We start from the raw sequence: 15480 nt of genomic DNA, 5'->3' as shown, positions 1-15480 counted from the left end.
TTTGTGAAAAACCGGCTCTATATTGGCGGATATCTGTTAGTCGCCATATTCGTAAGCTTTTACGTAAAGCCGTATGCTGCATGGATTTGTTTGCTTGCCTCACTAGTGCTGCTTATCGTGCTGCTTAGAAAAGGTGGAAGTACACAGTCCTTAAAAATGGAAATGCCGCGGGATCACACGTATTTAAATGTACTTGATTCCTTATTCGAGCACAATCCGAATGCAATTGGTATTTTTAATCAAGAAGGTAAATTTGTTCGGATTAATTTAGCGGCAGAAAGCATTCTCGGATACTCCGTATCAGAGCTGCTCAATCAACCATTTATCAGCTTTGTTACACAAGAGCAGCTTGAGCGGACAGGCAGCCAGCTTGAACAGGTGAGAAGCGGGACTCCAGTTACCTTTGAAACTGCTGTCATACATAAAAGCGGCTATCGGGTGGATTTGAGTGTTACGGCTGTTCCTGTTGATTTGCAGCCTAATTCCAAAGGCAATATTCTCATTTGCCAGGATATCACAGAGCGTAAGCGCGGCGATGAGCAAGTTCGCTATATGGCTTATTATGATGATATGACAGGGCTGCCGAACAGGCGCATGTTCAGAGATAACTTGAATGAGCGGCTAAATATTTCCAAATCCATTGGACAAAAGGTAGCTGTCTTTTACTTGGACATTGATCGCTTCAAGCTGGTCAATGACAGTTTCGGTTACGATTACGGAAACATGCTGTTGCTGCAGCTAGCAGAGCGTTTCACGAGATGTGTAACGGACAATGATTACTTGGCTCGCACAGAAGGCGATGAATTTGCCTTTTTCTATACGAATGTAGCCGATTCTAATGATGTAATTGCGGTTATCGCAGAGATTAATCGTGTCCTCGAAAAGCCGTTTCTTTTAGAGCAATATGAACTACATATTACAGCTAGTATCGGCGTTGCGATATCTTCAGATGATGCCGACGAAGCGGAAATGCTTATGAAATATGCCGACATTGCACTAGCCAGAGCCAAAGAGAAGGGGCGCAACGACTTTCAGATCTTCAATACGGATATGAAGTCAGTTTCAATAAACCGACTCAAGCTGGAAAGTGAGCTTCGCAGGGCGATTGTCGGGGATGAGTTCGTCTTATACTATCAGCCTCAGGTCGACATTGAGACAGGGCGTATTGTCGGTGTTGAAGCTTTGATCCGCTGGGAGCATCCGGAGAAAGGTCTCATCTCACCAAACTATTTCATTCCCTTTGCTGAGGAGTCTGGATTGATCGTACCGATCGGCGAATGGGTACTGCGCGCTGCATGTAAACAAAATAAAGCATGGCAGAACCAAGGCTATGCGATGATGCCAGTATCGGTGAATCTGTCTATGCGGCAGTTTTTTCAACACAATCTCAAAGGCAAGATCAGACATGTTTTAGAACAAACAGGACTTGATCCGCAGTATTTGGAACTTGAAATCACCGAAAGCATGACGATGGATGTGGATCATGCTATTCAGTCCTTACTTGAGCTTAAGGAACTGGGTGTGAATGTAAGCATTGATGATTTTGGGACAGGCTACAGTTCGCTGTATTACTTAAAGAAATTTCCGATTGATAAGCTGAAGATCGATCGTTCCTTTGTTAGAGATATCATGGTGGATCCGAATGACGCGGCCATCGTGGCCACAATTATTGCGATGACGCACCATCTGAATCTGAAGGTCATTGCTGAAGGCGTAGAAACCGAAGATCAACTGCATTTCCTGCACCAAAACCGTTGTAATGAGGTGCAGGGCTATTGGTTTAGTCCACCCGTAAGTGCGGATGAACTAGAGAAAATGCTAAGAACGGGCATCCCGAATGCATCAGCTGCATCTGTCCATGCCAAATAAATAATAAGAGGGTATCCTTATTCTGGGATACCCTCTTACTTTTATTTAGAATGCGACATAATCATCAATTTCATTCAATTTGAATAAGTAGACCTTCTTCTCATCTACATGATACACCGATACATTTTGATTACTGCTATCATAATTCAAAATACGGCAAGGAAGATTAAGCTTGATTCCCTGACCTTTGATAACCGTTAAACGGATTAACGTATTATTCACTTTGAAACTTTCCAATTGCTCAATAATTTTATCTGAAGCTCCACTGTTGGCGGTGGCTTTCGCCGTGGCTGTTCCTGTTGAAGGTGGGACAGCAGCCGTTTTTTTGCTTTGTTGTAACGGAGAGGGGCTCTCTTTTTTTGTGTTAAGTTCAATCAGCTTGCCAAGTTGAATACCTTTAATGATTTGGTAATCCTTGACTGTATCCACATTCAGAAGATGAAGAAGCTTTTCCATGGCAAGGCCATTCGTGGCTTCTTCAATCAGAATTTCAACGGTAAATAAATGTCCATTCGGACTTGTGTCTGCTTTTCCTTGACTCATATAGCCTCCTTGCTGCCTAGAAAACTGCTCTTGCACTTACTATATCATGATATCATACCCAAATATAGCTTGCTTCCCCCAAAGATCAAAAGTACTTTCAACATACACTATAAGAACCCTATTTAAGAACCCTATTGGAATGTTGGAGATGATTAATAAAATGAGTTAATCAAAGTATGATATGATGTTTTAGTTATATGAGAATAAAAAATCCATTTCAATAACAAATAAAGGCAGTGATAACAATGGAAAATGAAAATACAAAGGATTTAAAAGAGTATGCAGGTAGAATTCAACGATTGGTTGATAATTTTCAAAGCAATATACATGAACATTTAAATGCGGATTATGTAAAATCAACAAAATGGTCGGATAGACTCGCCGATAATGTTGCAAGTTTTGTTGGAAGTTGGAAATTTATTAATATTTTCATGGTGTTTTTGGCTATGTGGGTTATTTTAAACTCTCTGGCGATTACTAAGGTTATTCATTTTGATGAACCGCCTTTTATTTTGTTAAATCTTCTATTATCCTTTCTTGCTGGATTCCAAGCTCCAATTATAATGATGAGTCAGAATAGACAGTCAGCGAGAGACAAACAAGAAGCTATTATTGATTTTGCGATTAACTATAAAGCTGAACAAGAAATAGTTGATATGCAAGGACATTTACATAGACTTGAGGCAGATTTTGCTGAGTTTAGGAATGAAGTGAAAGAAGAACTATCAGAGATTAAAAAACTTTTGCGGGAAAAATGAAAATCCATTTCAATGCATGTCAAATGCTTTCCCCGCGAATTTGAAATTCAGCTGAAACTTTTCAAACCTTTCTCACACCGTACTAGCCGAGCGCGCATATACTAACGTAAGACTGCGAAGAGGAGCTGTGCAGAGCATGATGCGCGTTGAACCCATTCTCCTTGAAGGACGTACTGCAATTGCTATTGAAGTGAAGCTGCCGAAAACGACGCTGTTGGTTGTGACAACGGATAAAGGTTATATTATGTGTGGCGCTCTCGATGTTGCGCTGCTTAATGAACGCTTGAGGGACAGGAACATTGTAGCTGCACGGGCAACGGGAGTTCGTACGATTGAAGAACTTCTGGAAGCGCCGCTGGAATCGGTGACACACACGGCAGAAGATTTGGGCATTGTAGCTGGGATGACGGGACGGGAAGCTATTTTGAAAATGATGTAAAGGTGTTTTGAATGACAAAATTAGAACGCATGGGATCTTAGGATCTCGGCGTTTTTATTTGTTTGAGCACGATGACCAACCAACCATCTGTTTATTGTGCACATATCTAAAAATGAAAAAAATAGCCATTTTCAATATATTTCTAGCGAATTTTCTCAATGAAGGCGTTGTTATTTTATTGACCAAGTGTTAAAATATGATTCGTCCATTACATAGAACGGGGGGAATTATTTTGAAAAAATTATTGTTTTTTGTACTAACTGTAGTTTTAGTTGTGGCGCTAGCAGGTTGTGGTTCTAAGGAAAGTGGTGGCACGAAGTACAAATTTGCTACTGATGCTGCCTATGCACCAATGGAATATATGGATAAAGATAAGATGACAGGCTTTGATATCGATTTTCTTGCTGAAGTGATGAAGGAAGCAGGTCTTTCCTACGAGGTCACGAACACAGGCTGGGATACTATGCTAACAAGTGTGAAGCAAGGTAAAGAGTTTCAAGCAGGAATTTCCAGTGTTTCAATTACAGATGAGCGTAAACAAACTTACGATTACTCCATCCCTTACTTCGAATCTACGAATATGATTCTTGTTAAAGAAGGCAGCCCGATTAAAAGCGCGGCAGACTTGAAAGACAAGAAAGTAGCTGTTCAAATTTCTACAACGGCGGATACGCTGATGAGCAAAATTATGGGTGATAAGAACCCATCCTTGAAACGTCTGGATAATAACACATTAGCTTTAATGGAGCTTGAGAATAACGGTGTTGACGCGGTTGTAGCTGATATTGCGATTGTTCGTGAATATGTGAAAAATAATCCGAACAAGAAATTCACTACGATTTCTGATCCGAAAAGCTTTGAGTCCGAATACTACGGTATTCTGCTTCCTAAAGGAAGCGAGCTTAAAGCAAAGCTAGACCCGGCGATCAAGAAAGTAATTGAGAACGGTGCTTATGCAAAAGTGTACAAAAAATGGTTCGGTCAAGAGCCTGATACAAAGAAATTGCTTGAACAAAAATAATAGGGTCAACAGCATGCGTGACTTCAACCTTGCGCATGCTTTTGTTCTTTAAATAGCAAAATAATGGATGAAAGGAAGTGTGGAATGGATTTTCGTTTTGACATCATTATTGAATATATACCTTTATTACTGAAGGGTACGCTTTGGACGATTGGTATATCCATTCTTTCAATCCTGTTCGGCTCTGTATTAGGGCTAGCTGTTGGATTAGGCAAAATGTCACACCGCGGCTACCTAAGATGGCCAACTAGTATTTATGTAAACTTTTTCCGCGGCACACCGCTGCTCGTTCAAATATTACTCGTCCACTTTGGAATCGTTCCTTTATTCATAGGAACAACGAATGCGATCATCGCTTCAATCGTTGCTTTATCTCTGAATTCAGCAGGCTACATGGCCGAGATTTTCAGAGCTGGTATTCAATCCATCGATAAAGGACAAACAGAAGCCGCGCATTCGCTGGGATTGACCCATTTCCAAACCATGAAATCGGTTATTTTGCCTCAGGCCATTAAACGTATGATTCCTCCATTTGGAAATGAGTTTATCGTGCTAATTAAAGACTCTTCCCTATTCGCTGTTATTGCTGCACCAGAATTGATGTATTGGTCCAATGCGATGCGCAGCCAATACTTTAAAGTCTGGGAACCTTATTTAACAGCTGCTCTTATTTATTTCATTCTCACTTACTCTCTAAGCAAGCTGCTTGCTTATCTGGAAAGGAAAGTGTAGACATATGACAGCTATGATTGAAGTTAAAAATCTTAAAAAATCGTTCGGGGATAATATCGTCCTGCGAGATATTAGTGCAGATATTCAGAACCAAGAGGTTCTAGTTGTGATAGGACCTTCCGGATCAGGGAAATCGACATTTCTGCGTTGTCTGAACCTGTTAGAACAGCCGGATAGCGGCAGTATCTTGATTGATGGTAAATCGATTATGGATCCGACGAATAAGATCAATGAGATCCGTATGGAGCTCGGGATGGTCTTCCAGCGGTTTCATTTGTTCCCGCATATGAAAGTCATTGATAATATCATGTTAGCGCCTGTTCAGGTGAGAAAATGGCCGGAAGATAAAGCGCGAAAGAAAGCGCTAGAGCTTCTTGATAAAGTTGGGCTGGCGGATAAAGCCAATGCCCTTCCAGACTCGCTCTCGGGCGGTCAGGCGCAGCGTGTTGCTATTGCACGGGCGCTCGCTATGGAGCCGAAGATTATGCTGTTCGATGAGCCTACATCGGCTCTTGATCCTGAAATGGTCGGGGAAGTGCTTGCTGTTATGAAACAGCTGGCCAAAGAAGGGATGACCATGGTTGTTGTCACGCATGAAATGGGCTTCGCCCGCGAAGTCGGTGACCGCGTTATGTTTATGGAACAAGGCGTTATTGTCGAAGTAGGAAAGCCCGAGCAGATTTTTGAAAATGCCACGCAGGAACGTACGAAATCATTTCTGTCTAAAGTGCTATAGTACTTTTTAAAAGAATAGAAGTAAGCAGGGAGGATCGCATGCCGATCCTCTTTTTTATTTGTATCTTTTTGGTAAAAGATAGATTTATAATGAAGGTAACTATCTTATATTGAAAATAAAGGTGATTTATTCCATCGTTTTCGCTCATGTATTTAAGCGCTTCCAAAGAAGTTTATTTCTCTATCCATTCTTGGTCATTTCGAATCCAATTCTAAAGAGGTGCTAGCTTTGAAAACGAATGAAAATCAAGTGCCCATGGTTCAAGCAATTGGCGTTACGCGTGTTTTTGGGAAAGGACCGGGAGCTGTTCACGCATTGCGGGGAGCTCATTTAAGTATTCCCAGAGGCAGACTAGTGGCGTTACGCGGGAGATCCGGATCTGGTAAAACAACGCTGCTCAATATATTAGGGGCACTCGATCATCCGTCGGAAGGAACCATTTATTTAGAAGGCTTGGAGATTAGCCGTTTATCTGATTCCAAGCGCAATGAAGTCAGACGGAAGCAGATTGGTCTTATTTTTCAATCTTTTGCCTTGGTGCCCTATATGTCAGCCTATGAGAATGTAGAGTTTGGATTGCGCATTTCGGGTATTCACCCCAATCAATATAAGAGTTTGGCAGAAGAAGCGCTGGATTTCGTTGGATTGAAGCCGAGAATGAATCATCGTCCCTATGAACTTTCCGGCGGAGAACAGCAGAGGGTTGCGATTGCCAGGGCCATTGCGCACAAGCCAAAGTTGATTTTGGCAGATGAGCCTACAGCTGAGTTAGATAGCAGAATGGGCCTCCAGGTGCTTAAATTGTTCAAAGATTTGGTGCAAGAAGGAATGACGATTATTTTGACCACGCATGATCTCGCTATTATGGAAATTGTAGATGAAGTGTATGCACTGGAGGATGGTACCATTGTCGACGAAGGTTAATAAATTCGCTTCTCAGCTCGTTCTACTAACAAGTGCTGTGTTTTTACTAGCGGGATGCTCTCTGTTGCCCAAAGAAGAGGAAGCGCTTAAACCGCCTTTAATCAAACCCGTGAAAGAAAATTTCGACCTTTACGAAGTGAAGAAAGGCAGTATAACGAAGAAAGTCAGTGTTATTGGGACGTTTAAGTCTAGTCAAACGACCAACTATTATTTTAAAGAGTCAGGTCATCGGTTAGCTGGATTGCGCGTTAAACTAGGCGATACCGTTAAGCCGGGGGATGTGCTCGCTGAACTGGAAAAAGGCGACTTAGAAACTCGGATTGCCCTTCAAAAACTGAATCTGGAGAAAGCTCAGATTGCTAGTGTGCAAACGAGACAGGTTGACCCCGATCAAGTGCTAGCGAATCGTTTGAAGGCCATAGATGTCGAAGCCGCGCAGCTTCAATTGGCAGCCCTCCAAGCCGAACTGGACAAGACAAGGCTGACGGCTGATTCCACAGGAGTGGTAACTTACTTAACCGATGCACAGCAGGGGAATGTCGTGGATGCCTTCAGTACGCTTGTCGTCATCGCTGATCCTACAAAGCTGCAGCTATCTTACGAATCTTCAGATACAAGCACTCTTTCCGGTATTGAAGTTGGCATGGATGTTGAAGTGAAGATTGGTTCCTCTGGAAATAAGATACAAGGCAAGGTGCTCCGGACGCCTTCAAGCTCACCACCAACGGACAACAAAGCGCAAGCCGAAAGAAATGCGAAAACGATTATCGTTGGGGTTCCCGATGGAACCGAAGGAGCAGCGATCGGTGTGTCCGGAGACATAACAATCATCGTCGAGAAAAGAGAAAATGTCATTGTCCTCCCAAGAACAGGTCTTCGGAGTTACCTAGGTAGGGATTACGTTCAAGTGTTGATTGGTGAAAGTCGGAAGGAAGTCGATGTTGAGAAAGGGCTTGTAACACCTACAGAAGTGGAAATCCGAACCGGACTAAAGGAAGGTCAGAATGTTATTTTAAATAACTAGCATCTTTAGGAGGATAGCAATGGCTTTATTTCTGATGATTCTCCGTAAAATGGTCAAAAACCGCTGGCTAGAGCTTAGTTTACTGGTGGGACTAATTATTTCGGTCGCACTTGCCAGCTCAATGCCCATTTATACACACGCCATTTTACAGCGTATGCTGATCAAAGATTTGGAAGTTCTACAAACCAACTCGCAGCAATATCCCGGGCATGCCTACAATTCTGCTTACATAATGGGAGAAAGCGGAGATCAATTTTTAGCGGAAACGGATGCATTTATGGCAGAACAAAGCCAGCAATTCGGCTTGCCGATTCTCCTATCCACGATAACGCGCAGCACATTAAATTTCGAGCTTACACCTAGCGATCCAAGCAAGGTAGACCCTAAAGTAAACCGCGCAGCTGAATTAACAGCGATGTCGGAGTTGGAAAAGCATATACGTATTGTTGACGGTGTCATGCCTTCTAAGGAACCTGTGGATGGTGTGTATGAAGCGTGGGTATTTCCTGAGCTGTTGACTCAATTAAAAATCGTTCTCGGCAATGAATTAACCATCGCTAACAAAGATTTGAAACAAAACATTCGAATAAAGCCTGTAGCTGTTATTGATCGTACAGATTATGCCGATCTTTATTGGACGAATAATATGAGCGATTTGCGTTCGAAATTTTTCATTCCCTTTACCTTATTTGAAAAAGATTTTACGAAAAACAACAGTTTTCCTAATACATTTTCCTATTGGGATTACATTCTGGATTATCATCAATTAAAGTTGGAAGGACTTGAAGCCTACACCAGCACACATGAAAGGATAACCAGCTATTTAAGCAATCATTTCAACACATTTACAGTCAAGAATCCAGCGATTACTACATTGAAATTGTATGGTGAGAAAGAGAAAAAACTCCGAATTATGCTGTGGTCGCTTAATGTGCCCATTAGTATTTTACTAGCCTTCTATTTATTCATGGTCGCCAATTTGATTACAGAACGACAGAAAACAGAGATTGCCGTGCTTCGCAGCAGAGGAGCAAGCCGGACTCAGATTCTGCTGGGTTATGTGCTGGAAGGTATTTTATTAGGGGGAGTTGCACTTCTAGTTGGTCCTCTAATTGGCCTTCAGTTAACAAAAATACTGGGTGCATCGAATGGATTCTTAACGTTTGTCCAGCGCGCAGCGATGGAAGTCAAGCTGAATAAAGAGGCCTATCAATACGCTTTAATTGCTGTCATCGCATCGGTATGTATGACTCTTATTCCCGCTGTACTCGCCACTCGCGCTACAATTGTTAGCCATAAACAAACCATGGCGAGGAAGAACAAACTCTCTTTTGTACATAAAATGTTTCTCGATGTTGTCTTATTGGCTGTTTCTATTTATTTATTACAAAGCTTTAACCGACGAATGAATGATCTCGTTGCCTTAGGGCTGGACTCTATGGACATGAAAGTAGATCCACTTCTTTTCGTAGTCCCTGCATTATTCATTTTTGCTATGGGCCTATTCCTGCTTCGGATATATCCATGGGTCATTCAACTGTTGTATCTCATAGGGCGAAAATGGTGGCCTCCTTATTTGTATTCAACGCTGCTCCAAGTTGGCAGATCAACCACACAATATCAGTTCATTATGCTGTTTATCATTATGACACTTGCAACAGGGTTGTTTAGTGCCAGCGCAGCAAGGACGATGAACAAAAATATTGAAGAGAAGATCCGTTATAAGAATGGGGCGGATATCGTTCTGCAAACCAAATGGGACAATGATGCACCGCCCCCAGAGTCAGGCCCATCTGGCCTTCAGTCAGAAGCGGGTTCCAGTGCTAGTCAACCCGTTATTAAGAAGCGAGTCCAATATACGGAGCCTCCGTTCTTGCCCTTCACACAGTTGGCAGGTGTGGAGTCAGCGGCTCGAGTGTTTAATAAGAAAGATGCTTATTTCGCGCTTGGCAAAGAAACGAAAAAAACAGCGTTCATGGGCATTGATACCGATGAATTTGGTCAAACGGCTTGGCTCCGCGACCATTTGCTTGATCATCACTTTTACGAGTATTTAAACCTACTGGCTGGCGATTCCAAAGCGGTGCTTATTTCCAAGTCTATAGCCGAGGAAACTGGAGCCAAAGTGGGCGATGTGGTGCATTTAGGATGGAATGATGTTGAGGGAGCCACTTGTGTAGTGTATGGGATTATCGATTACTGGCCGAGCTGGAATCCCAATCCGATCTTAACCGCTGGAACTCAAACAGGGAGCAGCTCTAACACGACGAAGCAAAGTAAAGTGGATGCACCGAAGTTAGTGATTGGCCATCTCTCCTACATTCAAAATAATATGGCTGTTGAGCCGTATGATGTTTGGCTAAAGCTAAAACCGGATATGACCAGTCAAGCTTTGTATGAAGAGCTAGAGCTTAATCATATACCCCTCTCAAGTTTAATGGATACGAAGCAAATGTTGGTACTCTCCAAGAATGATCCATTCCAACTGGCTGTGAATGGCGTTATGACGCTAGGTTTCCTGATTGCTATTGGCATAAGCTTTATGGGGTTTCTCCTGTACTGGGTGCTTTCGTTGTCCGGACGGATCTTACAATTCGGCGTGCTTCGGGCGATGGGAATTTCTTTTGCGCAGCTGATCGGAATGCTAATCGCTGAACAATTATTAACTTCTGGCGCAGCTGTACTAATTGGCATGATTACGGGGAATACGGCCAGCAGACTGTTTGTTCCGTTATTCCAATTAACTTTCGATTCATCAAGTCAAGTGCCGCCTTTTCAAGTGAGCTTTGATCCGAATGATCAGCTGCATTTGTACGTCATTGTCACTATGATGATAGGGACGGGTCTATTACTACTCGGCACGATGCTGTCCAGAATTAAGATTCATCAAGCCGTTAAGCTTGGGGAGGATTAAGGATGATTCACTGTGAAAATTTAGTTAAAATTTATAAAGCGGCTGACATTGAAGTCGTCGCCCTGCAAGGGCTTGATCTCCATATTGAGGAGGGAGAGCTGATGGCGATTATCGGCAACAGTGGCAGTGGCAAATCGACTTTGTTGAATATGCTGGGAGGGTTAGATCGACCTTCGGCAGGGAATCTCCACGTAGATGGGAAGGATTTGTTGAAATTTAAGGAATCGGATCTGGTGAAGTATAAAAGGGAAACCGTTGGCTTCGTCTGGCAAAATAATGCGCGTAACCTGATTCCCTATTTGACAGCTTTGGAAAATGTAGAGCTGCCTATCCTGCTGCAGGGACGACGCAAGCGTCATCGAGCACTAGATTTACTGGAAGCTGTAGGTTTGAGCCACCGAAGAAATAATAAGCTAAATGAGCTTTCTGGCGGAGAACAGCAGCGTGTGGCGATTGCTATTGCACTCGCTAATCAGCCGAGGCTCTTACTTGCTGATGAACCGACAGGTTCTGTTGATACGAAGATGGCGAATCAAATTCTGGATCTATTCCGTGAGCTGAACCGCAGCTTCGGTTTAACGGTTGTTATCGTCACACACGATCCGCTTCTAGCTAAGAAAGTAGACCGTGTCGTTGCCATTCGTGACGGCAAAACCTCCTCGGAGATACTGCGGCGCAAATCCTACCAGGAGGAATTGCTGGAACTGGAGCAAGGCATCGTTGCTGCCGAAGGTGATTCTCATATCGAATACGCGGTCGTTGACAAGGCAGGCAGACTGCAAATTCCTGCAAACTTCCTCGAATCGATTGGTGCTTCCAATACGAATAAAGTTCGCGTTGCGATGGAAGATGGACGAATTGTTCTCCTTCCGCCAGACCAATCTTGAGAAAGGCCCGCTGTTGCATGTACATTTTGGTGTAGAAAAAAATCCCAATATGTTATATTGACTTTACCTAGATATTTCCATTAGAATGATTGTATACTATTCCAGTAGGAATTATCGAGTTTAAAGTAAATGACTGCTATTATTCAATTTATTTTTTTTTATCTTAGGAGGCATGTGCAATGTCAGATTCAGAACGCCAGTACTTACCGGAAACGTTAGCGATTCATGCAGGTCAACAGGTTGATCCAGCGACCAATTCAAGGGCTGTACCGATTTATCAAACGACATCCTATGTGTTTAACGATACGGACCATGCTGCAAATTTATTTGCGCTCAAAGAATTTGGCAATATTTATACCCGTATAATGAACCCTACGACCGATGTATTTGAGAAACGGATTGCCGCGTTGGAAGGCGCCCCAGCCGCTCTTGCTGTAGCATCCGGTCAGGCAGCCATCACCTTCTCCATTCTGAACATTGCTGAGGTAGGAGATGAAATCGTTTCAGCTTCTGCCTTGTATGGCGGTACATATAATTTATTTTCAAATACATTAGCTAAACTAGGCATTAAAGTGAAATTCGTTGATTCGAGCAATCCGGAAAACTTCCGAGGTGCGATTACGGACAAGACCAAAGCCATTTATGCGGAATCAATCGGTAATCCTAAAGGGGATATTCTCGATATTGAGGCTGTAGCGGCAATAGCTCACGAAAATGGAATTCCTTTGATTATTGATAATACATTCCCGAGCCCTTACCTGCTTAGACCGATTGAGCACGGGGCCGATATTGTTGTTCACTCCGCAACCAAGTTCATTGGTGGACATGGAACAACGATTGGCGGTGTTATTGTAGATAGCGGTAAATTTGATTGGGCTGCAAGCGGTAAATTTCCTGGTTTGACGAAGCCTGATCCAAGCTATAACGGCGTCGTCTATACCGAGGCTGTCGGTCCAATTGCCTACATCATTAAAGCACGGGTTCAACTGCTTCGAGATTTAGGGGCTTCGTTATCTCCTAACAGTTCGTTCCTTTTATTGCAAGGACTTGAGACACTGCATCTGCGTTTGGAACGCCACAGTTCCAATGCCCTTAAGGTTGCTCAATTTTTAGAGTCACATAACTCCGTAGAATGGGTTAGTTATGCTGGCTTAGAAAGCCATCCTTCCTATAAACTTGCTCAGAAGTATTTGCCGAAGGGTCAAGGCGCTATTTTGAGCTTTGGTATCAAAGGCGGTATTGAAGCCGGCAAGAAGCTGATACATTCCGTTAAACTATTCTCGCATTTGGCGAATGTCGGTGATTCGAAGTCGTTGATTATTCATCCTGCCAGCACGACGCATGCACAATTGAATGAACAGGAACAAGTATCTGCCGGCGTGTCTCCAGGACTTATTCGATTATCCGTTGGTACAGAAGCGATCGAAGATATTATCTATGATTTGGAACAAGCGATTGCATCAAGTCAGGGCTAGAAGAGCAAAGGAATTATTTTACGAATTCTAAGCTTGTAACCGTACACGAATACGCATAAAATAAGAAGGCTGTGATCTAGGCTCAAAACCTAAAATTGCAGCCTTTTTTAATTTGCGATGCAACTTTTGCACGAGATCAGAAGTCTATTCATGTGTAAGTTTTTCTTATTTGAGGAGGCAACTAGAAGATCATGAACAAAAAGTCGACATATACGCTCGCCATACTCTTGGCGTTTAGCATAGCAACAGGATGCAGCAAGGGGGAAGTAGCTCCTTCAGGTAGTCCCACTGCAACGTCTACTCCGCCGGTTAGTTTGGGAAGTCCTACGCCTTCTTCGAACCCATCTCCATCGCCTGTAGTAACCGCGAAACCCTCTGTTGTTCCTACAGCATCCCCGTCAGCTTCTGCCGTTCCGCCAAAGAGTGGAGCTATCCAAGTTGTAGCCAAACCGGAGAGTATAACGGTTCTTGTAAATAAGCAAAATTCACTACCATCGAGCTACGAGCCGACGGATTTGGTATACCCTGACATTCCATTTACTTTTGCTGAGAAAAATGAGAAACGTAAAATGCGTAAAACTGCAGCCAGTGCGATTGAAAAGCTTTTTGCTGGAGCTGATAAGGACGGTATCCATCTTGCTGGCGTTTCGGCTTATCGCTCTTATGCAACGCAGAAAGCTCTATTCCAGCGTTATGTACTTAAAGACGGCGAAGAGAAAGCCAAAATGTACAGTGCTGTTCCTGGGACGAGTGAGCATGAAACTGGGCTAGCCATAGATGTTACGGGCAGCGATGGGAAGTGTGCGGCGGAAGATTGCTTCGCTGGAACCAAGGAAGCGAAATGGCTTGAAACACATGTGGCGGAGTACGGATTTATTATTCGTTATCCCAAAGGTAAATCAACGATTACCGGTTATCAATACGAGCCATGGCATATTCGTTATGTGGGTATAGATGTTTCGAAAGAAATGGTTGCCAAAAGCTTGACAATGGAGGAGTATTACAATGCGGTGCCTGTAACCAAGTAGTGAAGGTGTCACTATTTTGCACCTTATTCTGTCGCTAATTCGAAATTTATCAGGACGTTATGTCATGTTACAATGAAACCAAGTCACTTATTTGGAGGTTAACATGATTAAAGTAGCGATGTTAAGTTTTTGGCACGTGCATGCAAATGACTATGCAAAACAAGTAGAGGGGCATCCAGATACTCAGATTGTTGCAGTTTGGGATGAGCTTCCAGAACGTGGGCAAGCGGAAGCCGCGAAGCGCGGTGTGAGCTTTTACTCAGATCTAGCAGAGTTATTAGCAAATAAGGAAATTGACGCTGTTGTTGTGGATACACCGACCAACCTACACCGAGACGTAATGATCGCTGCTGCGAAGGCAGGTAAACATATTTTCACAGAAAAAGTTATTGCACCAACCTTACATGAAGTTAATGAGATTCTGAATGCTGTTAATGAAGCGGGTGTGACATTGACAGTTTCATTGCCTCGTTTGAATCCAACGTATACGTTAGCAATTCAAGAAATTGTCCAAAAAGAATTATTGGGCCAGATTACACTCGTTCGAACACGCTTATCACACAATGGCGGGATTTCCACGAATGAAAATCCGAACGGATGGCTGCCAGAGCATTTCTACAATGCAGAGCAATGTGGCGGAGGCGCCCTTATTGATCTCGGTTGTCATCCTATGTATTTAACTCGTTTATTGTTGGGGCTTCCTGAAGCTGTAAGCGCTTCTTATGGCTACGTAACAGGTAGAGAAGTTGAAGATAATGCGGTAGCAACCCTCCAGTATGCAAATGGTGCTCTTGGCATCGTAGAAGCTGGTTTTGTGAACGCATATTCACCATTTGTAATTGAAGTTCACGGTACGGATGGCAGCGTCCTTTATTCTGACCATGATGGAAGAGTCTTACTTCGTACGAAAAAGCTTGCAGATGCAAGCACACAATGGGTAGCGTATGAGAACGGACCTGAAGCAAAGCCATCTGCGTTCGATCAATGGGTAGCTCATATTCAGAATGGGACAAAAGCGGTTGAAAATATTGGGCTTGCTGTGGATTTAACGAAGCTGATGGAGGCTTCTAATCGTTCCGTTGCAACCAAACAACAAGTGCGGCTTGATTCACTGAACCAATAATTTTTGC

At 43.1% G+C, this 15480-nt stretch carries 13 protein-coding genes and 1 pseudogene; 13 read left to right on the top strand and 1 reads right to left on the bottom strand.

Annotated elements, in window-relative coordinates; genetic code table 11:
- Nucleotides 1-3: 3 nt before the first annotated feature.
- Nucleotides 4-1869, top strand: a complete 1866-nt coding sequence (locus AC58U0_RS09365) for a putative bifunctional diguanylate cyclase/phosphodiesterase (RefSeq protein ID WP_497378742.1) — start codon at nt 4-6, stop codon at nt 1867-1869.
- A 45-nt stretch (nt 1870-1914) separates the two neighbouring features.
- On the opposite strand, the gene AC58U0_RS09360 is transcribed toward AC58U0_RS09365, so the two are convergent.
- Nucleotides 1915-2412, bottom strand: a complete 498-nt coding sequence (locus AC58U0_RS09360; RefSeq protein ID WP_497378741.1) for a hypothetical protein — start codon at nt 2410-2412, stop codon at nt 1915-1917.
- A 245-nt stretch (nt 2413-2657) separates the two neighbouring features.
- Here AC58U0_RS09360 and AC58U0_RS09355 point away from each other — a divergent pair, with 245 nt between their 5' ends.
- From AC58U0_RS09355 to AC58U0_RS09300, 12 genes and pseudogenes are all read left to right on the top strand, one after another.
- Entirely contained in the window at nt 2658-3170 is a 513-nt protein-coding gene (locus tag AC58U0_RS09355) for a DUF1003 domain-containing protein (RefSeq protein ID WP_497378739.1), read from the top strand.
- 136 nt (nt 3171-3306) lie between these two features.
- The gene (locus tag AC58U0_RS09350; RefSeq protein WP_497378737.1) at nt 3307-3609 is read left to right on the top strand and encodes a YunC family protein; all 303 of its coding nucleotides are present in this window, start codon (nt 3307-3309) and stop codon (nt 3607-3609) included.
- A gap of 232 nt (nt 3610-3841) precedes the next feature.
- Nucleotides 3842-4630, top strand: coding sequence for a basic amino acid ABC transporter substrate-binding protein (locus AC58U0_RS09345; protein ID WP_057307209.1), 789 nt, complete (start codon nt 3842-3844; stop codon nt 4628-4630).
- An 84-nt stretch (nt 4631-4714) separates the two neighbouring features.
- The gene (locus AC58U0_RS09340; RefSeq protein ID WP_047676658.1) at nt 4715-5362 is read left to right on the top strand and encodes an amino acid ABC transporter permease; all 648 of its coding nucleotides are present in this window, start codon (nt 4715-4717) and stop codon (nt 5360-5362) included.
- A gap of 13 nt (nt 5363-5375) precedes the next feature.
- Complete coding sequence (locus AC58U0_RS09335; protein ID WP_497378851.1) at nt 5376-6098, top strand: amino acid ABC transporter ATP-binding protein; 723 nt, start codon at nt 5376-5378, stop codon at nt 6096-6098.
- 255 nt (nt 6099-6353) lie between these two features.
- Complete coding sequence (locus AC58U0_RS09330; protein ID WP_497378850.1) at nt 6354-7022, top strand: ABC transporter ATP-binding protein; 669 nt, start codon at nt 6354-6356, stop codon at nt 7020-7022.
- Nucleotides 7006-8046 (top strand): efflux RND transporter periplasmic adaptor subunit, encoded by a 1041-nt coding sequence (locus AC58U0_RS09325; protein WP_497378734.1) that lies wholly within the window; start codon nt 7006-7008, stop codon nt 8044-8046. The genes AC58U0_RS09330 and AC58U0_RS09325 overlap by 17 nt, the downstream gene beginning before the upstream one ends.
- A gap of 19 nt (nt 8047-8065) precedes the next feature.
- Nucleotides 8066-10960, top strand: a complete 2895-nt coding sequence (locus AC58U0_RS09320) for an ABC transporter permease (protein WP_497378733.1) — start codon at nt 8066-8068, stop codon at nt 10958-10960.
- 2 nt (nt 10961-10962) lie between these two features.
- On the top strand, nt 10963-11847 hold the full coding sequence (locus tag AC58U0_RS09315; RefSeq protein ID WP_497378732.1) for an ABC transporter ATP-binding protein: 885 nt from the start codon (nt 10963-10965) through the stop codon (nt 11845-11847).
- 179 nt (nt 11848-12026) lie between these two features.
- Nucleotides 12027-13322, top strand: coding sequence for a homocysteine synthase (locus tag AC58U0_RS09310; RefSeq protein ID WP_497378730.1), 1296 nt, complete (start codon nt 12027-12029; stop codon nt 13320-13322).
- Between the two features lie 191 nt (nt 13323-13513).
- Nucleotides 13514-14279 (top strand): annotated as a pseudogene (locus tag AC58U0_RS09305) (M15 family metallopeptidase); the annotation flags it as partial.
- Between the two features lie 174 nt (nt 14280-14453).
- On the top strand, nt 14454-15473 hold the full coding sequence (locus AC58U0_RS09300; RefSeq protein WP_497378729.1) for a Gfo/Idh/MocA family protein: 1020 nt from the start codon (nt 14454-14456) through the stop codon (nt 15471-15473).
- Nucleotides 15474-15480: the final 7 nt, after the last annotated feature.

The organism is Paenibacillus sp. J31P190 (assembly GCF_059692075.1).
Note: the sequence above shows the minus strand (reverse complement) of the source record. Positions and strands in the feature narration are given on the sequence as shown.